The sequence below is a fragment of the Cernens ardua genome, from assembly GCF_051251085.1.
GTDB classification, from domain to species: Bacteria; Pseudomonadota; Gammaproteobacteria; order Pseudomonadales; family Halomonadaceae; genus Cernens; species Cernens ardua.
Genome location: NZ_JBPCZH010000004.1, coordinates 307,071 through 328,098, shown reverse-complemented (window position 1 = coordinate 328,098; position 21,028 = coordinate 307,071). Strand labels below are relative to the sequence as shown.

Sequence of the window (21,028 nt, the reverse complement as noted above, 5' to 3'; positions counted from 1 at the left end):
TTCGCTTCACAAGTGAAGCTCAGCATCCATGACATTGCTGTCTGAATCGAAACGAGCGCCCACACAAATTGCCTGATCGACTTGTTAAAGAGCTTTCGAATGAGAGGGTGTAAACACCGCCCCGTTCGAGTGGATGAGTATTCTACTGATTGGCGTTGAAATGTCAACTGTTTTTTTGAATTTTCTTTAGAAGCAATTTTCAAAAAAACTTTAAAATCAGCAGGTTACTCTTCCTGCCCTCGACCTGTTCCTCGAGAGCGGGCGCAAACTATATAACCGATTACCTGATAGTGCAAGGATTAATTTAAAAAACTTTCTGTAAGCTCTTTATCAGTTGGTATCAGAATACATCGACAACTGCTGTTATCAGTAACACGCACAATAGAGGAAGGGCGATATAAAAAGAGGTCGTACGCCAAACAGTATAGAGCCGTAGCGAGCGAGCAGAGCTTCCAAAGGCAGCGCGTGCCTTTTCCGCACTCATCACCTTTACGGCAAACCAGGTAATCAGCAGACCACCTACCGGTAGAAAGATATCGGGGGGGATTGTCGTCACCAAGTCAAAGAACGTCATGTGCGCTACGGGATACACATGTGCCAGTGAAGAAAAGGATAACGCAGACAGTAGACCTGCCGCCCATACGCCCACACCGACAACCAATGAAGCCAGTGAACGAGTCATTCCCAATGAGGATAGGGTCGCGACCATTGGCTCTGCCAGATTAATGGAGGATGTCCAGGTTGCAAACAGTAGCAAAAGAAAAAAACCCGTCAACAACAGGGTCCCCATGGGGATATGGGAAAAGGCGACCGGTAATGCGACAAACATCAGCCCCGGCCCACTGGAAGGGCTAAGTCCATTGCTGAATACCGCTGAAAAGATAGCAATTCCGGACAACACGGCTACCAATACATCCATAAAGGCAACAATGACGACAGCACGCACCATGTTTTGCTGTTCAGGCATATAGGCTCCATACGCCATCAGTGCACATGCCCCCACGGCTAATGTAAAAAACGCATGCCCCATGGCATTAAGAATGACGGAAAAGCTCAGCGCTGAAAATTTAGGGGTAAAAAGCCAGTGAAGGGCAATATTGAAGCCGGGAGTAGTCACCGAATAGGCTGCCAACACTATCAGGATCATATAAAGAAGCGGCATCAACAGGTTATTAAGGCGCTCCAATCCCGTAGACACGCCCATGGCAACGACTGCCATCGTCAAACACATGAATACTGTATGGTAAGACACTACTTGCCAGGGTGAAGCAAGAAAATGATCAAGCATATGAGAAATAGTCGAAGGGGTTTGGTTTGAAAAGTCCCCCATCAATGCTTCACGCAAATAATTGATAGACCAACCTGATACCACAGAGTAAAACGAGAGCACCAAAAAGACGGTAATCAAACCAAAAATGCCTATACCACCCCAACGCGATGAATACCCCCGCTCCCGCGCGAGCAAAGTAAGTGCTTGTATCGGAGGGCGCCGACCGGCACGGCCAATCATGATTTCAGCCATCATGACAGGCAGCCCCATGCAAATAACAAAGAAAACATAGAGTAGAAAGAACAATGCACCGCCGTTTTCCCCTGCCACATAAGGAAAACGCCATATGTTACCCAGGCCGACAGCCGCACCTGTTATCGCCAGTATAAAACCACGTTGAGAACTCCAACGTTCAATGACATCTTTCATGAAAGTTCCTGATATCTATCTTTAAGCATGGCAATGTAACAAATTGGCGTCAGAAAAGATTGCATATGACCTTTCACTATCATTTGGAGCCATTACTTTTATCCTCCTTGCTATTCAGTTGTTCTTCAAGAAAACACTGGGAAATATTTGTAATGTGCCCTGCGCGCCCCCACTTGCTAAAAGATACCAATCAAAATCTCGAGGAATATAAATGTCTAACAATCCACTACTTGAGCCCCATGAACTCCCTCCCTTCAAGGAAATCAAGGCTGCAGATATTGAACCCGCCATATCTGAGCTGATCGAGCGTAATCGTCAGGTTATCGACAAGGTAGTCACAGACGGCAATTATACCTGGGATGGATTGGTAAAACCGTTGGAAGCGGCTGAGGATGCCCTATCTCAGGCATGGTCACCTGTATCACATCTGAATTCCGTCAAGAATTCACCAGATCTTCGCGCAGCCTATCAAGCTTGCCTGCCAAAGCTCAGTGAATTCAGCACTTGGGTAGGGCAACACAACGGCCTTTTCAATGCCTATAAGGCCCTGCGTGAAAGCGAGGCCTTTACTGATCTTGATGAAGCACAGCAAAAAGCGATAGAAGACAACCTTCGTTCCTTCCGCCTCGCAGGCGTTGACCTACCGGATGCTGAAAAATCACGTTTTGGTGAAATCAGCAAGCGCCTCTCGGAGCTCACCAACCAATTCGCAAACAACGTGCTGGATGCAACACAAGCGTGGCATCTAACGGTAACAAAGGACCGTCTCGGTGGGTTGCCTCAAAGTGCGCTGGACACACTACGCGCCAATGCTGAAGCAAAGGGTGATTCAGAGGGGTACCGCATTACGTTGGATTTCCCCAGTTTTTTCCCTGTAATTTCGTACGCAGATGATCGCGAATTACGTCGGCAGGTCAGCGAAGCCAGCACCACCCGTGCCTCGGAACGGGGACCAAATGCCGGTGAGTTCGATAATTCAGAGGTCATGTCAGAAATCGTAACCTTACGTCAGGAAAAAGCAGAACTGCTTGGATTCAAGACGTATGCTGACCTTTCCCTGGCTACCAAAATGGCAGAGTCACCCTTGCAAGTCCTCGGCTTCCTGGAAGATTTGGCCGCACGAGCCAAACCTCAGGCGGAGAAGGAATTCAAGGAGCTGACCGATTTTGGCCGAGAGCGCTTGAATCTTGATGAACTGAAACCATGGGATACCACTTATACTGCTGAAAAATTGCGCGAAGATCGTTATGCGATTTCAGATGAGCAACTTCGGCCCTATTTCCCGGCTCCTAAAGCAGTGGAAGGCTTGTTCAAAGTCGTTAATCGCCTTTATGGCATTACCTTCAAGGAACGCCATGATGTAGAAACCTACCATGAAGATGTTCGCTTTTTTGACATTTTTGATAACGATGAGCTAATCGCAGGCTTCTACCTCGATTTGTACGCCCGGGAAGGAAAACGCGGTGGCGCATGGATGGATGTCTCACGTACACGCCTGCGCAAGGAAAATGGAGATATACAGCATCCGGTCGCCTATCTCGTTTGCAACTTTACGCGGCCGGTGGGGGATAAGCCCGCCCTGCTCACGCATGATGAAGTGTTAACCCTGTTCCATGAATTTGGTCATGGTTTACACCATATGTTAACGCGCCAGGAAGTTGCTGAAGTTTCAGGCATTAATGGCGTCGCCTGGGATGCCGTAGAATTGCCCAGCCAGTTTATGGAAAATTTCTGCTGGGAGCGCGAAGGGTTGGATCTTATCGCCTCACACGTTGATACAGGCGAAAAACTGCCTGAAGCCCTTTTTGAAAAGTTGTTGGCCGCACGTAACTTTCAGTCAGCCATGGCGATGGTTCGCCAATTGGAATTCGCCCTGTTCGACTTCCGCCTTTACCATGAAATGAAACACCCCAGTAGTGGGGATATTCAAAAGCTTTTGGACGAAGTACGCGCCAAGGTATCGGTTATTCCACAAACGGAATATAACCGTTTTCAACATGGCTTTAGCCATATATTTGCCGGCGGCTATGCGGCAGGTTATTACAGCTACAAATGGGCTGAGGTGCTATCAGCAGATGCGTATGCTGCCTTTGAGGAAACCAGTGTTTTCGACCAGGAAACAGGTAAACGCTTCCGTACCGAAATTCTGGAAAAAGGTGGGTCACGGGATGCTGCTGAACTGTTCAAAGCCTTCCGTGGTCGTGAACCGAGTATTGATGCACTACTCCGCCACTCTGGGATAAAAGGCGCAGCCTAAGTTCAACAGGGGCAGTCTTATGGGCTGCCCTTAATAGAGTGGAGAACCACGCATCAAAAGAGGACTTGCAACATGTCGGCAACAAAGCGTTTTATTGCCGGGGCTGTTTGCCCCAGATGCGCCGAAATGGATACCTTGCGCTCTTGGGAGCAGGAAGGTATACGGTATCGCGAATGTGTTGAGTGTGACTTCCTCGAACAGTTGCCTATTGAAGAAGGAAATTCAATAAGTGAACTCGTCACACGGGTAAATCAACCTCGTGAAGAGGAAAACCGTAATACTATTCAGACCGTGCGCATCATCGATCCCGAGAGCATGAAGAAGCATTGATCACAGCCACTTCAGCCTGGGTAACGGAGAATGAAAGAGGAAAGAATAAAAAGGCCAGCAGAACACTCTGCCAGCCCCATGTACTACCTGCTAATTTCCTGAGGAAAGATCAGTTCATTCCCCTGACTCGCGCGCAAGGACTTTCTGTACGGCCGGGTCCGCCGCAAGTCGATCATGTAATGCCTGAACATGAGGATAGGCCTTGATTCCTTCCGGCAGCTTGGCGATCGCCCAGCGAATCATCGGAAACGCGTAGGCATCCAGATATGAGCGTTGTTCCCCAACCACCCATTCACGCCCATCCATGTGTTTATCAAGCAATTTCAATTGCTTTTTAACCAGATCTTCAGCTGCTTTAACGACGGCCTGAATGGCATCGTCACTATGATCCGTTGTATAACGCTGGGGAGCAAAAACAGGCCAAAATGAGGCATGAAGATCACTGGTAAAAAAAGCTGACCAACGTGAAACATCCGCCTGCTCACGAAGTGATTGTCCCCCTCCCAGATGTGCTTCTGGATGCTTATGTACCAAATAACTCAGCACAGCGCCAGCCTGGGTCAGCAGCCATCCATCATCTTCCCGTAACGTAGGAACGGCACCAGCCGGATTGATTGCAAGCAGCTCTTTGGAGCCAAATTGTACTTTTACCGCCTCATAGGGTGCACCAATCCATTCAAGTACGATATGAGGAGCAAGTGAACATGCACCGGGCGCATAATATAGGGTTGTCATAAAACCTCCGGCCTTAAGCCTTTCATTCGCAAATGATATCGTTTCCACACAAAGTGCATTGACCAAAATGCATGATTGCAAAATATATGTATTGTTTTACCACTATTCATGCAGAGTACGACATAACAGGCGTCGAACATAGCATTCATGTGCTCCCCACCACTAAAGATGGGATCACTTCAATGCATTCAAAATATCCATACTGGGCCCTGACTGATTAAGCGTATAAAAGTGCAAGCCCGGTGCACCACCCTCAAGCAGCTGTTCACATAATTTGGTCACGACTTCCAGCCCAAAGGCGCGAACGCTCTCAGGATCATCCTGATAATCTTCAAGTTGTTTTTTTAACCAACGTGGCACCCCTGCACCACAAACAGATGAAAAACGTAGCAGATTTTCAACATTGGTAATTGGCATAATACCGGGGATGATCGGGGCATCCACACCCATCGCCTGTGCTCGTTCCACGAAGTGAAAATAGGCGTTAGGGTCGAAGAAGTATTGCGTGATAGCTCTATTGGCACCCGCTTTCATTTTCTGAGCGAAAAATTTTACATCACTCTCGAAACCCTGTGCCTGTGGATGCATTTCCGGATAGGCCGCCGCAAATAATTCGAAATGATCACCGTGGTCTTCACGAATCAGTTCGATCAGCTCATTGGCATGCCTTAGCTCCCCTCCTGCCATTTGACCGGAAGGCATGTCTCCACGTAGGGCAACGATTCTATGAATGCCCTGTTTACGGTAATGGTTAACCAGCTCACGAAGCTCTTCACGACTGTTCGAAATACAGGATAAATGCGGTGCACTGTCTACCCCAGCCTTACGCATTTCAAGTACTGTATCCAATGTCCGGTCACGCGTAGAACCGCCCGCACCAAAAGTGACAGAGAAAAACTCCGGATTGAACGATGAAAGTTCATCACGTACGTGGGCAAGCTTTTCACGACCTACATCGGTACGCGGTGGAAAGAATTCGAAACTAACGGACTCGGGTGAAGACATGGAAATAACCTGATAGTGCAAAAGAAAATAGGAACGCCCTGACTGGTGCGGCAAAGAAGTAACCCGCATAAGAAGGTGTCGTCTACCATAGACGGATTTCTGTATTGTGCCTTGCGCCTCTCAATGAAGCCAATGAAACATAATCCGTATGACCTTCAATTCCACTCATGAAGCATGCAGTTACATCATCAAAATAACCCATGGAGTGTTGTAATAACCTTCACGAGCCCAGCAACCATCGCCCAGTAGCCAATGCTTGATCATGGCCCTGGGTTCCGAGTAAGGTCATAGAGTCATCTGGTTTTAAATGCTATCAACCCTATAGGTTAGCGTGTCTGCATATAACAGCGCTTTGACTCCTCTGATGAGTGCAATAAATACAGCAACCAGATTTAAAACGACAAGAAACACAACAACGAACACATTTCATATTCATAAAAAGAAGCAGGCAACCTCATGTCCCTTTGGCCTCTTATTGGCATCGCCATTGTTATGGTGGGCTTTGCTCTACGCTTCAATGCCCTGTTAGTGGTGACTATTGCTGGAATTGCCACTGGTATCGCTGGGGGCTTGGATCTACACAGTGTCATTGCTGAACTGGGCAAGGCATATAATGACAACCGGTATATGTCTCTCGTATGGCTGGCATTACCTGTTATCGGGTTATTGGAACGCTGCGGTTTACGTGAGCGTACACAACAATTGATCGGAAGAATCAAATCCGCATCTCCTCACCATATACTGACAGCCTATATGGTATTGCGGCAGCTTTCCGCAGCATTGGGACTTACGTCGCTTGGAGGAATTGCCCAAATGGTGCGCCCTATTATCGTGCCCATGAGCGAAGGAGCCGCCCGTAATCGCTATGGCTCATTACCTGCAGACATCTCTCTGGAAATCCGTGCCCAAGCTGCCGCTGTCGATAATATCGGTGTTTTTTTCGGAGAGGATATTTTTCTCGCCATCGGCTCTGTCTTGCTCATCAAAGGGTTTCTGGCCCAGTACCATATTGATATAGCCCCTCTGCATTTGGCCATGTGGGCGATTCCTCCCGCGATCTGTGCCTTCATTATTCAGGCAACCCGTCTCTCTTTACTTAATCGCCGCTGGCGACAACGTTCCTGTGTAGAAAGGTCTTCCCAAACTAAAGAGCCTCAAGAGGGAGAAGCACAATGATTGGCCTGCAAACCCTCTATACACTCGCCGGTCTTTTCTTCGCAGTCATCTCGGTGCTTGGTATTGTTGATAAACATACGCCCAAACGCTTCAACAACGCCCTGTTCTGGGGAATGAATGCCGTTATATTGATTGCTGGAAATGATCTGGGTGCATTTACGACAGGTTGCCTTGTATTGGCTTCAGTGGCGATTGCCAGTATAGGAGGGTTAGGAGTCAGTCGACGTGCAGGCAACTCCCAACAGGAACGTCATCAAAATGCGCAGTGTTACGGTAATCGTTTATTTATTCCGGCCCTATTGATTCCACTGGTGACGTTCGTTGGCACACTGACACTGGATCATATAACGGTAGGGGGCAGACCATTGGTGAGCGCTGGTAATAGCACGCTTGTCGCAATGGTCCTGGGCTCGGTGGTCGCATTGGTCGTTGGACTAGTCATGCTGAAACAAACACCTCTCAAGCCCATGGATGAAAGCCGCAAGATACTGGATACCGTCGGGTGGGCGTCAGTGCTACCGCAAATGCTTGCTGCGTTGGGGGGGATCTTTGCTACAGCAGGGGTAGGCCATATCGTTTCACAACTTATTCTCACAATAGTCCCGCTGAATCTGCCCATTATCATCATTACAGCTTATTGCCTGGGCATGGCCCTCTTCACCATGATTATGGGAAATGCATTTGCTGCGTTCCCCGTCATGACGGCAGGCATAGGTCTACCACTCATCGTCAATGATTTTCATGGCAATGCCGCCATCATGTCCTCCATGGGCATGTTGGCGGGCTTCTGCGGCACTTTGATGACGCCAATGGCCGCCAATTTCAATATTGTGCCTGCCATGTTGCTCGAATTGCCAGACAAGTACAGTGTCATTAAAGCCCAATTACCTACGGCACTCATTCTATTATTTGCCATCACATGCTTGATGAACTTGCTGGTACTTCATTTTTGATCACGCCACTCGCATGCTTATGCTTCCCCTATCTTCACGAAATGGAAATCGGATATGTCTGACAAAGCAATTTTAATGCAAGAGCAATTACCCCGATTGGCCAGGATGGCGTTAGGGCATGTGGAACAGGAGTATCCCAACCATATCATGCTGGTCATGACAGAGTCGTTGGATAACGTTTCGCCCCGCGCATTGCATCCTGTGTTTTACGGCAGTTTTGATTGGCACTCTTGTGTTCACAGTTATTGGCTGCTTGCTAGGCTTTTACGCTATCCGTTGTCGGAAGAGATAATCGTTGCTATCCAGAATCTGTTTGACCGGGCGATTACGGCTAAAGCTGTCGCCGGAGAAGTTGCCTATTTCCAGCAACCGGGAAGGAGTTCCTTTGAACGACCTTACGGATGGGCATGGCTGTTGAAATTGGCTAAAGAGCTGCGGACCAGTCCGGATACCTCTGCACAACGGGCCGGGGAACATCTTCGGCCTTTGGAAACATTGATCGTGGAAGGTTTTCTCTCTTTCTGGCCCAAACAGGTTTACCCCATTAGAACCGGCACCCATGCCAATAGCGCATTTGCAACAATTTTAGCACTTGATTACAGCAAGACGATTACGACACATTTCCCGGAGGAAAAAGAGCGTGCCAATGCGCTTACCAGACAGTTGGAGGATGCAGCCAGAGAGTGGTTTATCGATGATCGTCACAGCCAAGCCTGGGAACCCGGTGGTGATGAGTTCCTGTCCCCTACGTTGATAGAAGCGCTGTGCATGAAACATGTGCTTCCTCCTGACGAATTTGAGTCATGGCTTGGCGACTTTTTACCCTTCATTGCCAAAGGAGTACCCGCAACCCTCTTTTCACCCGCGTTGGTAACGGATCGATCGGACGGTAAACTTGCTCATTTGGATGGTCTGAATATTTCGCGCGCATGGTGCTGGCTACAATTGGCATCCACTTGGAAAGAGGAGGATCCAAGAAGAGAGAGGGTATTGACGGCTGTCGACAAACATCTACTGATGGCGCTTGACCATATTGATGAAGACTACATGGGAAGCCATTGGTTGGCGAGCTTCGTCTTATTGGCGCTGGAAAGTCTTCCCGAATGACAGGCAATAAAAAAGATCGCCACTATGTGACGATCCTCTTTGCCAAAGGCCTGCTCTAACGGCAAGCTCAAGTGCTTCTTTCGCCTCATCAAGCGAAGAATTCTGTAATAAGAATATTACCAGAAACCTCGGATAACAACAATGAGAAGACGAAAAAGCCCGCTTTGGAAGTTCCAAAGCGGGTAAAGACCGTGACTAGCTTGATGAGGAGATGCTAAATGTGAACGACACGAAGAATGCGTGCTCACTGATAGCAAATGCGATGCTTGGCAAACATCACAGGATTCATATTAGAGGGTCTTTAATGAGAAGTCAATACAAATGATATTGCTTCTCATTAAAATACAAAAAATCCACTTTATGGCCATCTTGCCTGACTACCATCGTACAGGGATTGGCCGCCAGTTGATTCGTATCGCAGAGGAATATACCCGGCTGCGCGGGCATCAATGGTTATTGGTCAAGACGTTGGATAGCGGCCTGCCCTCCCCTTTTTACGACAAAACCAGACGATTCTATCTGGCTACCGGTTTTATTCCTCTTGAGGTCATACCTGACTTTTGGGGTGAAGGTGTGCCCTGCCTCAATATGATAAAAACGGTGTAGAAATTTGAGTAAGCAAAAAAAACCGCTCCCAAGGGAGCGGTAAATAGACCGTGACTAGCTTGATGAGGAGATGCTATGCATGAACAACGTTGCATGAACGGGTGTTCACTGATAGCAAATATGATGCTTGGCAAACATCATGGATTCATAGTAGGTCATGGCAAATGATAAATCAACACTAATGATAAAAATTCTCATCTAAAAAGTTAAGATAAAAATAAGTTTAAAAGCGCCGCGTAGGATACAGACGCAAAAAGCCCTCAAAAAGAGGGCTTCCAGAAAATAAACTGCCCTGATCACGCTGTAAGATCAGGCAGTTTCCTTGACCAGAGATTCGATCCTGGCCGGAGGAACGAAACCAGCGGAACGCCCCGCTTCTTCACCGTTATGGAAATACAACAATGTTGGGGTTTGACGTAGGCGGTGTGAGAAAAAGAACTCTTCACCAATCACTTCCAGCTTCACTTTGGCGAGTGTTACTCCCTCAGCGGCCGGCGTCACAGCAAATTTACCCAACGACAGGTCCAGCATTTTGCAGCCAGGACAATCATCCTTATAGAAGTCCACCAACAACTGGGGATGCTCTTCCAGTGCAGCGCTGAATTCTTCAGGCGAGGTAATGTTGAGCGTGTTCATTTAGCTGCTTGCTCCTTGATGAGAGAACCTGTTGGGTCCACTCGGTAATAGCCACATGGTCTCTTTCTCCATGAGGCATTTGTTCAATTTCCAACCGTGGATAACGAGATGCGAAAAAAGCGGCCATACGTTTGGCTGCGCCACAGTAGAACTCCTCCCCCCACTGGGTTTCACCCGTTCCAAAAACGGCAACATGCTGTGGCTTTCCTATCTGATCATACAATTCGGCAATGAATTCCTTCATTTCCGGGGGAGTACGACCAGAGTTGGAACTCCATGATCCCAATAAATAGAGATCAAAGGTATCTTCTGTAAACGGTAACGGAACAACGTCGCCCAAGGACTCGATTGTCACGTAAATCTCCGTGACCTTATGCCCAAGATGCTCTGCTTCTGTTTTGATCTGCTGGGCCACTTCCCTGGTATTGCCGCTTAATGAGTCATAGGCAAGCAAAAGCTTCATGACAGATACCTTTTATCCCAACGCATCCTACGCGAGCCATACCAGTCGCTTTTACAGATCGTCGAAGCCATTATCCAGGTTGGTTTTTTTATAACTGGCGTTACGCATTTCAAAGAAATCGGTTTTGGTTTCAGTGAAGTTGTCTGCGTATGCCTTGATCCATGGCATGACGTTGTCATTGCTTTCGGTATAGATTTTTTCGATACCCAACATACCGGCCATCTTGTTGGCGCGATACTTGACGTAATTCACCATTTCGTCAATATCGATACCATCAATGCCATCCAGTACTTCGGAAGACCACTTGGTTTCCAGATCAATCGCATGGGCAAAGGCATTGTGGGTATATTCCGTCAGCTCATCCCCTTGCAGGAACTCATTTTCCCCGATAATGGCACGGATCAGCTCACTGATGAACTTGGAGTGTGCCAACTCGTCGCGATTGATAAAGCTGATGATCTTACCCGTTCCCGTCATGCGGTTCTGGCGTACCAGATTATAGAAATAGGCAAACCCGGAATAGAAGTTAATCCCTTCCAGAATGGAAGATTGAATCAACGACTTCACCAGATTCATCGGCGTTTTTGCATTCATGAAGTCATTGTAGGACTCCATGATCGGCTGATTACGCTCAATGATGGTCGGATGCGTGCGTGCCAGATCAAAAACACGATTTTGGTTCTGCAAATCGGTAATGGAAGCCAATACATAAGAGTAACTTTCATTATGAATTACTTCCTGCTGACCGATGATGGCAGCATTTGCGTGTGCAGCGGGATCAGTGATGTATTCGGCAACGTTGTAGATAAAACGTGTCTGCGGTGAATCCAACGTAGCCAACAGGCCAATGATAGCGTCATACGCGTACTTCTCGCGTGCAGACAGTTCACCGTACTGCTTGGCATCCCCTTTCATGTCAACTTCATCAGGGATCCAGTAGTTGGTCGAGAGCTCTTTATAGGCACGGTAGAACGAAGGATACGGGATATCGTTCCAGTTGAGCACGCCGCTCGCCTTACCATTGATAATACCGGTTGAACGGTTGGGATTAAGCGGTTCGAGGATCTTGATACGATCCAACTGCTGAGATGAAATGGAAGTCATGGGATTCCTGTCCTGGAAACTAACCAACGCTGAGGACCAGATAATGCCCATGGGCCGGTAGCTATCAGCGTATTAAAGATGTATGGGTGATCCTTTCCGGATCCATTTAATCGGACCATCTTTCAATGGCAATTCAAGCCCGACATTTAAGCTGTAATAATGACAGCCCGGCTTGGTAATTCGATAAACACAGCAAAGCCCTTCTTAAAGGAAGGGCCGTTTATTGCACATGGATATGACCCGCTTCTTACGGGATCAGCTGGAGCACCATTCGCACTCGGCGATATCCATATCATTCGAACGCACGTAATACGTGGTCTTCAGCCCCTCTTTCCATGCTGTCATGTGCAGATCAAGCAGGGTACTTGCGCGAATGCTGCTCGGCACATAGAAGTTGAAGCTGATGGACTGATCCACGTGCCGTTGCCGACGACCATTCTGACGAACACTGGCAAACTGATCGACTTTGTAGGCGCCTTTCTCATAGAAAGAGTAAGTGTCCAGAGAAAGTTCTGGTGCCACAACAGGACGACGATAGTCCTTTTTCTCTTCGTAATAGAACACGCTATAAATTGGATCGATGGAAGCTGTAGACCCGGCAATCTGCGCTGTACTCATGTTAGGCGCCACTGCCAGCAAGTAGGCATTACGCACACCGAACTCAGCCACATTGGCAGCCAGTGTCTGCCATTCATCACTGTCGTACTGGCGACGCTCGAAGTATTCGCCCGTATGCCAGTCACTACCTTTAAAGACTTTATAGCTACCTTTTTCCTTCGCAAGCTCCATGCTGGCCTTGATAGCCAGATAGTTGATGCGTTCATAAAGAGCATCACAATAGTCTTCTGCTTCAGGGGAGTTCCACTCGATCCCCTTCAGCGCCAACAGATGGTGCCAACCGAATGTTCCGAGCCCAATGGCACGGTACTTGTGGTTAGTGATCGTGGCTTGTGGCACAGGAAGAACGTTAAGATCAATAACGTTATCAAGCATGCGGACTTCGATATTGATCAGGCGCTCCAATACATCCGGGTTTACCAGATCATCGGACTCTGCTACCACGGCACGCCCAAGGTTGATGGACGAAAGGTTACAGACGACAAAATCACCGGCTTTCTTGGAAATGACGATCTGATCACCGCTGATCACTTCCTGAATCAAACGAGTCGGACTCATGTTCTGAAGAATTTCAGTGCACAGGTTGCTGGAATACACCATCCCTTCATGTTTGTTCGGGTTCATGCGATTCACCTGATCGCGATAGAACATGAAGGGGTTACCGGTTTCCAGCTGACTGATCATGATGCGCTTGAAGATATCGATCGCCTTGACGATCTTGCGGCTGATACGTTCATCCGCAACCAGCTCTTCGTATTTTTCGCGGAAAGTACCACGACCACGCTGTTCGTCATAGAAGTCCTGTAGGTACCAGCCTTTAACGGCCTTCACTTCATGCGGATCGAACAGGTACCAGTCACCACGGCTCTCGACCTTTTCCATGAAGAGATCAGGAATACAAACTGAGGTGAAGATGTCATGGGCACGCAAACGCTGATCACCATTATTCAAACGGAGATCAAGGAAGGCTTCGATGTCACGATGCCAAACATCAAGGTATACCGCGATGGCACCTTTACGTTGCCCCAACTGGTCAACGCTGACAGCCGTGTTGTTAAGCTGCTTGACCCACGGCACCACGCCACCACTGGAGTTGGGCACACCACGAATAGAAGAACCGGAGCTACGCACATAGCCCAGATAAGCGCCCACACCCCCACCGTGTTTGGAAACACGAGCAACGTCGGTGTTGCTGTCATAGATACCCTGCAGACTGTCATCTACCGTATCGATAAAGCAGCTGGACAACTGGCCGCCGATCTTGCCGGCATTGGCCAGCGTAGGTGTTGCAACGGTCATGTACAGGTTGGACAGCGCCCAGTAGGCCTCACGTACCAAATGCATACGGCGCTCACGCGGTTCATTCTGCATCAGGTAGAGCGCAATGGTTAGCCAACGTTCCTGCGGAAGTTCATACACATTACGCGTATGGTCGGTCGCCAGATAGCGCGTCGCCAACAGGTACAGACCATTGTAGGTAAAGAGCTTGTCACGCTCGGGCTCGATCATCTTGCCGGCGTCAACCAACTCATCCTTGGAGTAGTTACGCAGAATATCCCCTGAGTAGATACCGCGTTCACCGAGGCTTTCCTGCAAGCCGACATAGGAGCCATACTTGTCATCATCGTTGTAAAAACGGTTTTTGCTCGCTTTTTTATACAGCCGATTCAGGTAAAGACGGGCAGCAAACAATTCCCACTCTGGCGTTGCGACATCTGTACGTGATTCAGCTTCACGAATCAGATAGCTCACCATGTCGTCGGCGTTAATCTGTTCACGACGCTCAATGAAACTGAACACCTTGCGGCGATAATCGCTAACATCCAGATCAGGGAATTCTGCCTGAATGCGGGTCAGATAGCGGTCGAGACGCGCAGGATCGAAAGGCATCTGACGTTTGCCACCATCCTTTACGACCATAACAGCAGATTGAGCCACAGTGTTTTGTTCAACCGTTGTTGTCGTCATTGCGTCCTGAGTCCTTATCGTGTCAATCATTGCTGCTCGAGCAAGTCCTAAACCAATGCCTTCAAAGAAAGCCGGTGAAGCAAGCAGCAGTGTTGTGTTGTATGGGAAAACAGAGGCCTGTCAGGTGAAAATTACCGTTGTTATACAGCGGTATAAACTAACATGCCTCGGAGAAAACTTGTGTTGAAAATTTGTCTCCGAAAAAGAGACTAATCTATAAAAAAATTACTTGACAACGGTATCAAAATCATCTTCTTGCCATCAAGATATTATACCATATGTAGTAATTATTACACATACTCTACACTATATAGTGTAGATTCACACTCCTGTCCATACTTCCAAAAATTAAGTATTTATCCACCGAATGTATCTGCCTGAAACACGTGTTATTAGGGGATTTTTTGAGCCAAATATACTTGTTATTTTTATTTGCACACAAAAAACAAGCAGCAATTTCACAAGTTATTCACAGGATATCAAGTGCATTTTTTAATGGCTCCCCTACCGGACGAAGAAAGAGGAGCCCCTCAGAACATTATTCTTCAACAGGAAAAGCGAACGCTTTGAATAGCGGCAAGGCCTCCACTGTGGCTACCCACTGATTTACATTGGGTAGCAACCATTCAGAAATAACCTCAGGCAAAAGGTGGGTCGAGAACGTCCAGGCCACCGCCGTTGTAATCGCCCCCGTTGAAAGAGACACATCTGTAGGCGTGGAATCCCATTGCCCCAACAATTGATCTATTTCCTTCCAGGCGTTTTCCAATTGCCCTTCTACTCGCTTGATCCACTTGGCATCCCGCTTATCTTCCGCTCGGAGACGATCTTCATACACACGCTGTACCGCTTTGTCGGTGGCAGTGAGAGCCAACCCATTCAAGCGAACATCCTGGAGCCAAAGGGCATCAGAGGATGGCGTCAATGATGTTTTCGTAGAGTGACTCTGCGACAGATAATCGATAATCAACGTTGAATCCATCAACACTGTTCCGTCATCGCACACTAATGTGGGCGCTTTCAGGAGAGGATTGATTGCGGAAAATCGTTCCAGATCCGAAAAAACGGAAAGCGCTTCACTTTCAAAGGGAATGCCCAGATAACGCAATGCGATGGCTGTCCGCCGCACATACGGAGACTTCAGCTGACCAATAAGACGCATAATTACCTCCACGTTTAAAAAGACCCTTTTGAACAATAGCAATGATTAAAGGGGCTAGCGGCATATTTTTAGTACAAGGTGAAAGGCAAGATATGCAGTTACGCAGAGGCAAAGATACGTTTTTCAGGCTGCAAAAAGAGCATTGCACACATGCTGCATAGAGCGATGAATGCAGTCACAACAAAGATGGCGCTGTATCCATAGGATTGCGACAGCACACCGCCCAAAAACGGGGAAAGAATAGATGCCAAATCGGCCACGCCGAGGGTCATGCCACTGAAGGTACCCACTGAGCCTTTGGGGCTAACATCAATAACGACAGACCAATACACATTATTCACCATCGCATTCACAGCATTTCCCAGCATCATCAAAAGAACAACAGAAAATGCCGAATGCACCCATGGGATCAAAATGAAGCAACAAGCGGTCAACAGCAGGCAAATCGCCGCAAACAGGTTACGGGCCACACGATAGTTATTAAAACGCGTTAACAGCCAATCAGAAATTTTCCCACCCAAAATGACCGTGATGCAGGCGCCACTCCACGGGATCATGGCCACATACCAGAGCGCATGCAAGTTGTAGTGAAAGTTATCCTGCAGATATTTGGGCATCCAGGTCGCTAGCGTAAAAGTGATATACAAAAAGGTGAAATATCCCAACGCGTTGAATACCAGCGTGCGGTTGCGAAAAAAATACCACCAGGGAACAGAAGCGCCGGCATCTTCTTCCGAGTGGCGCTGCCCTTTGCGCAGCAACGCACGTTCCTGAGAGGAAACTCGTGGGTGCCGCTGTGGAGTATCAGAATACATCCAGGCAAAGACGGCCATGGAGATCAGTGAAAGTACACCGAGAATCAGGAACATCAGGCGCCAATCATGAGTCAGCAATAACAATCCAACGGCAATGGGAGCAGTGAGCATAGCGCCTACCTGCGTGCTCACCAACCCGATTCCCAGCGCAACGCCCCGTTCATGATCCGACGCCCAAAGGGAAATGGCCTTGTTCATCAAGGCATAGGCTGGCCCTTCTGTAAGACCAAACAGGACTCGAATCACTGCGAAACCCATTAATGCTGAGCCACTGAAAAACATAACGCCAATATTGCCCGCCCAGGCGGAGGCAATTTCAAACAGAGACCATAGGACGCCTGCATAAAGCCATACACGCCTGGTACCAAACCAGTCGGCCAACAGTCCGCCACAAACAGAGCCAACCAGATAGCCAATGCCGAAATAACTGAGCACTGAGCCAAGCTGTACTTTATCGAAATGATACTCCGCAGCAATATCATTGGCAGCGAAGGAGAGTGCCCCTCGATCGATATAATTGATTAGAGCAATCGTGAACAACAGCATAAAGATACGATAACGATAATGGCTAGCGTGAGTTGCAGACCCCATGTATTACTCCTCTATATGACAAAGCATTTCCGCCAAGTGGTCATGCCCATACAAAACGTCTGTATAAGGAAGCAATTTCAGTGCCAGTCAGTGTGCAAATGATGAGAACGAACCGCCCTCAAACAAAAAAGGTATCGATTTCAAAATCGATACCTTTGGCGTTTCTTCAAGTACGTTTCTTCTACTACACAGGACTAATCACCCTGTTTACTCTAGATTGGCAAGAATCGCATGGCGCCTCGAATAACAAAAATAAACCACGAGGCCAATTAACTGCCACACAACAAACGCAATCCATGTTTCATGAGGAAGACTGAAAGCCAGAATCAGACAGATAACAACAGAGACAGGCCCCAACACAAAAGGGATTGGCATTTTGAAAGCTCGTTTCAACCCTGGCCGGCGAATGCGTAAAACCGGTACAGCAACGGACATCAGAATGAATGCCATCAATGTGCCCATGTTGATCAGTTCAGCAAGCGTGCCTAGCGGTACAACGCCAGCAATACAGGCTGAAAGCGTGCCTAGCACCCACGTGGAAGCCACTGGAATCTGGCGATCGTTTACCCGTGAAAGCCATTGGGGTAGCAAACCATCGCGAGAGATGGCAAAGGTGAGTCGTGTCAGGCCATAGGCCATGACAAGAATCACAGCCAACATCCCCAATACGGCAGCAACACTCACCAGATAGTGAAGCCAGGCAACCCCGGCACGTGAAAACACAAGCGCGATGGGATCATTTACCCCGGCAAATTCATGGAAAGGCACAATACCGGTTGAAACCAGTGCAACCAACGCATAGAGCACCGCACAAATCCCGAGGGATCCAAGTAAACCGATGGGAAGACTACGCTGTGGATTCTTGACCTCTTCAGCAGCAGAGGAAACCGCATCAAAACCGATAAAAGAGAAAAAGACCAACGCTGCCGCGCTGAAAATACCGGACATCCCAAAAGGGGCATAAGGCTGAAGATTGGAAGGCTTTATATAAAACATCCCGACCACAACCACGATCAATACCACCAACACTTTGATAAAGACCAAAAGGTTGTTGATCCGCTTGGACTCACGAATACCAAGAGACAGTAGTAACGTCACTGCCATCATGATCACAAAGGCAGGCAAGTTGAACCATGTTTCCTGACCGGTACTGCTTACACCGGGAGCAGCGGTCAATTCGATAGGGATATGCATCCCGACACTACTCAACAGAACCTGAAAATAGCCCGACCATCCGACTGATACGGCTGCCGTAGCCAAGCCATATTCAGCCAGAAGACTCCAGCCAACCACCCAGGCAAATATTTCTCCCAACGTGGCGTAACTGTAAATGTAACCGGAACCTGCCACTGGAATCATTGAGGCAAATTCGGAGTAGCAAAGTGCCGACAAACTACATGCCAACGCCGCGATCAGAAAAGAGACAGAGAGCGCGGGGCCAGCCGATACTGCACCAATACCAGTCAAGACGAAAATACCCGTCCCCACCATGGCACCCAAGCCCAACATCACAAGGTCAGTGCTGTTGAGCACCTTGTTCAATTGGGACTGCTGAGTACCTCCATCAGTCATGACCTCAATTCTTTTTCTACGGAATAAACTCATTACATCCTCAATAACCCACGCTGGAAGGTGTTATGCACTTAACATCAGCCAGAAAATAACAAGAGCCAAAAAAGCGGGCTCTTTCAAAATACACACCATCCATAATTCGCAATCAGCCACTTTCCTGCACCAGGCCGATGCACGAGGACATCTCGATCTACATTACACTTAACAACACATGGCGCTTAACAACACATGGCAACAGAACCGCTTTCTCCCACGACAGGAGATTCCAACCTCAGGGGATTAGACTCCTCGAATAGTCATCAATACTTTAACAATGACTGAAATCATGACAACAGCAGTCGAAATCCGACAAAACCGGAAACACGTTTTTCACCTTTATATTTTGTACTTTTATATTTTGCACCTTTGTAATTTCTACCCTTGTATTTTTCACCCATACACCCTGACGTTCAAAAGGCGCTCACAGGCAAAAAATGCTGGCAAAACATAAAGCTGAAAACGTAAGGCAGCCTACCGTGTTGTCGGAAAAATTTTATGTCAATATTATCACCTCAGGAGCTTAAGCCAGCCTAAAAATAGCGGCCTCTGCATTTATTTTGGCATAAAATTTTTCATAAAAAAGAAACGCCTCGCAAAAGCGAGGCGTTTTGTTGATTCTGCAACAGAATAAAGCCGAATGCACGGTAAAATTTTTTCTCCATAAGGGTTATGCGCCCATGTGAAGAACAATATCCTGAAGCAAATCTGATTCAGGATTAAAGGCCGGCACTCTGCTTGAGCGCATCCACCTTATCGGTTTTTTCCCAGGGGAAAGCCGTAAAGGTTTCGGATTTTGTTTCACCTGTATTGCTATCGACCCACTCGTAAGTGTGCTCAAAAGGTTCACGTCCAAAATGACCATATGCGGCTGTCAGCTGGTACATCGGGTGCTGCAGATCCAGCATTTTGGTAATGGCATAGGGACGCAAGTCGAAATGTTCACGCACCAATTCGATGATACGATCATCCGAGATCTTGCCCGTGCCGAAGGTATTGATGGACACAGAAGTAGGCTCAGCCACACCAATTGCATAAGAGACCTGAATCTCACAACGATCAGCCAAGCCGGCGGCCACAATATTCTTCGCTACATAACGGCCTGCGTACGCAGCACTGCGGTCAACCTTGGACGGATCCTTGCCGGAGAAAGCTCCACCGCCATGGCGCGCCATACCGCCATAGGTATCGACAATAATTTTACGGCCAGTCAAACCGGCATCACCGACAGGGCCACCAATCACAAACTTACCGGTAGGATTGATATGGAAACGAGTATTTTCGCTCAACCACTCTTTGGGTAGAACGTCGCGAATAATAAGCTCTTCAACAGCTTTCCGCAGATCTTCCTGCGAAATATCACCATCATGCTGAGTTGAAAGAACAACCGCATCTACCGCAGTGGGCTGACCATTTTCGTCATAACGGAAGGTGACCTGACTTTTCGCATCGGGGCGCAACCAGGGCAATGTTCCATCCTTGCGCAGTTCTGACTGGCGCTGTACCAGACGATGCGCATAGTAGATCGGCGCTGGCATATAGGAAGGCGTTTCATTGGTGGCATAACCGAACATCAGCCCCTGATCACCCGCACCCTGATCTTCAGGCTTGCTGCGATCCACACCCTGAGCGATATCCACACTCTGCTTACCGATCAGATTCAGTACACCACAGGTAGCGCCATCAAAACCAACATTCGATGAGGTATATCCAATATCCAGAATGACTTGGCGAACAAGATCTTCAAGATCAACCCATGCGCTAGTGGTGATCTCGCCTGCCACAATGGCGACACCAGTTTTTACCAATGTTTCACATGCAACACGCGCCTGTTTATCACGTGCAATCAATGCATCCAGTACCGCATCAGATATTTGGTCAGCAATTTTGTCCGGATGCCCCTCAGAAACAGATTCAGATGTAAACAGGGAGTATTCACTCATTATGATCTTCTTTCCTCGACTAACTCTAACTGTAAGTAGGAAGATAAATGGTTGTTTGAAATATTTCGTCGAGAAGCGCGCGAATTGCTCAATACGCCACGATGAAAGAGACTCTCAATGGCACCATTTATTTAATGCTTGTATCTGCCACCACAAAGACTATAGCCATTGGAAAGCCCATGGACATAATCCAGCTTCCAACAACACGTTAATGAGTGGCACCATGTTCGGTCTATTTGGATCAGAAACACG

At 47.9% G+C, this 21,028-nt stretch carries 17 protein-coding genes; 6 read left to right on the top strand and 11 right to left on the bottom strand.

Annotated features, from left to right (window positions below; genetic code table 11):
• Positions 1-340: 340 nt before the first annotated feature.
• A complete protein-coding gene (locus LMG33818_RS09450) occupies positions 341-1,699 on the bottom strand; it encodes a sodium-dependent transporter (RefSeq protein ID WP_442323131.1) in 1,359 nt (452 codons plus the stop codon).
• Positions 1,700-1,910: 211 nt separating this feature from the next.
• Here LMG33818_RS09450 and prlC point away from each other — a divergent pair, with 211 nt between their 5' ends.
• Together prlC and LMG33818_RS09440 are read left to right on the top strand one after the other, a co-directional pair.
• Positions 1,911-3,956 (top strand): oligopeptidase A, encoded by a 2,046-nt coding sequence (gene prlC, locus LMG33818_RS09445; RefSeq protein WP_442323130.1) that lies wholly within the window; start codon positions 1,911-1,913, stop codon positions 3,954-3,956.
• A 72-nt stretch (positions 3,957-4,028) separates the two neighbouring features.
• A complete protein-coding gene (locus tag LMG33818_RS09440; RefSeq protein ID WP_442323129.1) occupies positions 4,029-4,286 on the top strand; it encodes a YheV family putative zinc ribbon protein in 258 nt (85 codons plus the stop codon).
• A 114-nt stretch (positions 4,287-4,400) separates the two neighbouring features.
• Here the strand turns inward: LMG33818_RS09440 and LMG33818_RS09435 are convergent, their stop codons facing one another.
• Together LMG33818_RS09435 and metF are read right to left on the bottom strand one after the other, a co-directional pair.
• Positions 4,401-5,021 carry a glutathione S-transferase family protein gene (locus LMG33818_RS09435; RefSeq protein WP_442323128.1) on the bottom strand — a complete coding sequence of 207 codons (621 nt, stop codon included), beginning with the start codon at positions 5,019-5,021 and terminating at the stop codon, positions 4,401-4,403.
• 174 nt (positions 5,022-5,195) lie between these two features.
• Positions 5,196-6,026, bottom strand: a complete 831-nt coding sequence (metF, locus tag LMG33818_RS09430; protein ID WP_442323127.1) for a methylenetetrahydrofolate reductase [NAD(P)H] — start codon at positions 6,024-6,026, stop codon at positions 5,196-5,198.
• Positions 6,027-6,482: 456 nt separating this feature from the next.
• Here metF and LMG33818_RS09425 point away from each other — a divergent pair, with 456 nt between their 5' ends.
• The 4 genes from LMG33818_RS09425 to LMG33818_RS09410 all read left to right on the top strand — a co-directional run bounded on the left by LMG33818_RS09425 (position 6,483) and on the right by LMG33818_RS09410 (position 9,868).
• Entirely contained in the window at positions 6,483-7,202 is a 720-nt protein-coding gene (locus tag LMG33818_RS09425; protein ID WP_442323126.1) for a DUF969 domain-containing protein, read from the top strand.
• A complete protein-coding gene (locus LMG33818_RS09420) occupies positions 7,199-8,155 on the top strand; it encodes a DUF979 domain-containing protein (protein WP_442323125.1) in 957 nt (318 codons plus the stop codon). The genes LMG33818_RS09425 and LMG33818_RS09420 overlap by 4 nt, the downstream gene beginning before the upstream one ends.
• A gap of 54 nt (positions 8,156-8,209) precedes the next feature.
• Entirely contained in the window at positions 8,210-9,262 is a 1,053-nt protein-coding gene (locus LMG33818_RS09415) for a DUF2891 domain-containing protein (protein ID WP_442323124.1), read from the top strand.
• 321 nt (positions 9,263-9,583) lie between these two features.
• Entirely contained in the window at positions 9,584-9,868 is a 285-nt protein-coding gene (locus LMG33818_RS09410) for a GNAT family N-acetyltransferase (protein WP_442323123.1), read from the top strand.
• 309 nt (positions 9,869-10,177) lie between these two features.
• Here LMG33818_RS09410 and LMG33818_RS09405 read toward each other — a convergent pair whose 3' ends face one another.
• The 8 genes from LMG33818_RS09405 to metK all read right to left on the bottom strand — a co-directional run bounded on the left by LMG33818_RS09405 (position 10,178) and on the right by metK (position 20,776).
• Entirely contained in the window at positions 10,178-10,504 is a 327-nt protein-coding gene (locus LMG33818_RS09405; RefSeq protein ID WP_442323122.1) for a thioredoxin family protein, read from the bottom strand.
• Complete coding sequence (locus LMG33818_RS09400; RefSeq protein ID WP_442323121.1) at positions 10,476-10,967, bottom strand: flavodoxin; 492 nt, start codon at positions 10,965-10,967, stop codon at positions 10,476-10,478. The genes LMG33818_RS09405 and LMG33818_RS09400 overlap by 29 nt, the downstream gene beginning before the upstream one ends.
• Before the next feature lie 51 nt (positions 10,968-11,018).
• Positions 11,019-12,071: a ribonucleotide-diphosphate reductase subunit beta gene (locus LMG33818_RS09395; protein ID WP_442323120.1), complete on the bottom strand. Its 1,053-nt coding sequence runs from the start codon at positions 12,069-12,071 to the stop codon at positions 11,019-11,021.
• 255 nt (positions 12,072-12,326) lie between these two features.
• The gene (locus tag LMG33818_RS09390; RefSeq protein ID WP_442323119.1) at positions 12,327-14,657 is read right to left on the bottom strand and encodes a ribonucleoside-diphosphate reductase subunit alpha; all 2,331 of its coding nucleotides are present in this window, start codon (positions 14,655-14,657) and stop codon (positions 12,327-12,329) included.
• 538 nt (positions 14,658-15,195) lie between these two features.
• Complete coding sequence (locus tag LMG33818_RS09385; RefSeq protein WP_442323118.1) at positions 15,196-15,819, bottom strand: glutathione S-transferase family protein; 624 nt, start codon at positions 15,817-15,819, stop codon at positions 15,196-15,198.
• Positions 15,820-15,917: 98 nt separating this feature from the next.
• Positions 15,918-17,225, bottom strand: a complete 1,308-nt coding sequence (locus LMG33818_RS09380; protein ID WP_442323117.1) for an MFS transporter — start codon at positions 17,223-17,225, stop codon at positions 15,918-15,920.
• 207 nt (positions 17,226-17,432) lie between these two features.
• Positions 17,433-18,797 (bottom strand): amino acid permease, encoded by a 1,365-nt coding sequence (locus LMG33818_RS09375; RefSeq protein ID WP_442323116.1) that lies wholly within the window; start codon positions 18,795-18,797, stop codon positions 17,433-17,435.
• Positions 18,798-19,552: 755 nt separating this feature from the next.
• Positions 19,553-20,776: a methionine adenosyltransferase gene (gene metK / locus LMG33818_RS09370; RefSeq protein WP_442323115.1), complete on the bottom strand. Its 1,224-nt coding sequence runs from the start codon at positions 20,774-20,776 to the stop codon at positions 19,553-19,555.
• Positions 20,777-21,028: the final 252 nt, after the last annotated feature.

Excerpts from the sequence above, each read along its gene's own strand:
- LMG33818_RS09385 (WP_442323118.1), bottom strand. The coding sequence starts at position 15,819 with ATGCGTCTTATTGGTCAGCTGAAGTCTCCGTATGTGCGGCGGACAGCC.
- LMG33818_RS09440 (WP_442323129.1), top strand. The coding sequence starts at position 4,029 with ATGTCGGCAACAAAGCGTTTTATTGCCGGGGCTGTTTGCCCCAGATGC.
- LMG33818_RS09400 (WP_442323121.1), bottom strand. The coding sequence starts at position 10,967 with ATGAAGCTTTTGCTTGCCTATGACTCATTAAGCGGCAATACCAGGGAA.
- LMG33818_RS09410 (WP_442323123.1), top strand. The coding sequence starts at position 9,584 with ATGATATTGCTTCTCATTAAAATACAAAAAATCCACTTTATGGCCATC.
- metF (WP_442323127.1), bottom strand. The coding sequence starts at position 6,026 with ATGTCTTCACCCGAGTCCGTTAGTTTCGAATTCTTTCCACCGCGTACC.
- LMG33818_RS09420 (WP_442323125.1), top strand. The coding sequence starts at position 7,199 with ATGATTGGCCTGCAAACCCTCTATACACTCGCCGGTCTTTTCTTCGCA.
- LMG33818_RS09415 (WP_442323124.1), top strand. The coding sequence starts at position 8,210 with ATGTCTGACAAAGCAATTTTAATGCAAGAGCAATTACCCCGATTGGCC.
- metK (WP_442323115.1), bottom strand. The coding sequence starts at position 20,776 with ATGAGTGAATACTCCCTGTTTACATCTGAATCTGTTTCTGAGGGGCAT.
- LMG33818_RS09380 (WP_442323117.1), bottom strand. The coding sequence starts at position 17,225 with ATGGGGTCTGCAACTCACGCTAGCCATTATCGTTATCGTATCTTTATG.
- LMG33818_RS09425 (WP_442323126.1), top strand. The coding sequence starts at position 6,483 with ATGTCCCTTTGGCCTCTTATTGGCATCGCCATTGTTATGGTGGGCTTT.
- prlC (WP_442323130.1), top strand. The coding sequence starts at position 1,911 with ATGTCTAACAATCCACTACTTGAGCCCCATGAACTCCCTCCCTTCAAG.
- LMG33818_RS09390 (WP_442323119.1), bottom strand. The coding sequence starts at position 14,657 with ATGACGACAACAACGGTTGAACAAAACACTGTGGCTCAATCTGCTGTT.
- LMG33818_RS09375 (WP_442323116.1), bottom strand. The coding sequence starts at position 18,797 with ATGACTGATGGAGGTACTCAGCAGTCCCAATTGAACAAGGTGCTCAAC.
- LMG33818_RS09435 (WP_442323128.1), bottom strand. The coding sequence starts at position 5,021 with ATGACAACCCTATATTATGCGCCCGGTGCATGTTCACTTGCTCCTCAT.
- LMG33818_RS09450 (WP_442323131.1), bottom strand. The coding sequence starts at position 1,699 with ATGAAAGATGTCATTGAACGTTGGAGTTCTCAACGTGGTTTTATACTG.
- LMG33818_RS09395 (WP_442323120.1), bottom strand. The coding sequence starts at position 12,071 with ATGACTTCCATTTCATCTCAGCAGTTGGATCGTATCAAGATCCTCGAA.
- LMG33818_RS09405 (WP_442323122.1), bottom strand. The coding sequence starts at position 10,504 with ATGAACACGCTCAACATTACCTCGCCTGAAGAATTCAGCGCTGCACTG.